Here is a 532-nt window from a genome sequence, read left to right on the forward strand (position 1 = left end):
CGACGCCATCCTCAGAGAGTACAGTGAGGGCCACGTTGTCCTCGTTCACGTCCACGCCCACGACAGTCCGTGAGTCGTGCTTGTCTCGAACGGTCTGCTTGGTGTTGGTGACGTTGACGTGCAACTCGGGGTTCTCGTTGTGGAACAGGGCTTCCGCCGTCCCAATCTTCCACTCGTCGCTTTCGAGTGCGGTATTGAGAATATCGAGGTGAGCGTCACTCCCATCGAGGACGCCCTTTACGTGCTTGTACGGCTTCGCACTGATACAGAACGCCACGTCGCCATCGTCGGTGAGCGACAGGTTGTATCCCTCCTCGTAGTTCGCACGAAGCGGGTACGCACCGTCCTTGGTGTGACTCGGGAGTCCGAAGTCGTCGTACTCGTAGTAATTCTCCATCGTGCCGAGTGCTTTGGCGACGACGCGCTGAGTCGTGTTCTTCACGAGGTTGGCGTCGTCGGCCACGAGGTCTGGAATCACATCCCAGTCAACGCCTTCTTTGGCCAGGTTGATGGTTTCATTGTACCCCGAGCG

1 pseudogene is annotated in these 532 nt (G+C 58.1%); it reads right to left on the reverse strand.

Going from position 1 to position 532, the window contains the following annotated elements:
• Positions 1-532 (reverse strand): annotated as a pseudogene (locus D3D02_RS18875) (RNA-guided endonuclease TnpB family protein); the annotation flags it as partial.

The sequence above is a fragment of the Halobellus sp. Atlit-38R genome, from assembly GCF_003665925.1.
GTDB lineage: Archaea > Halobacteriota > Halobacteria > Halobacteriales > Haloferacaceae > Haloquadratum > Haloquadratum inordinatus.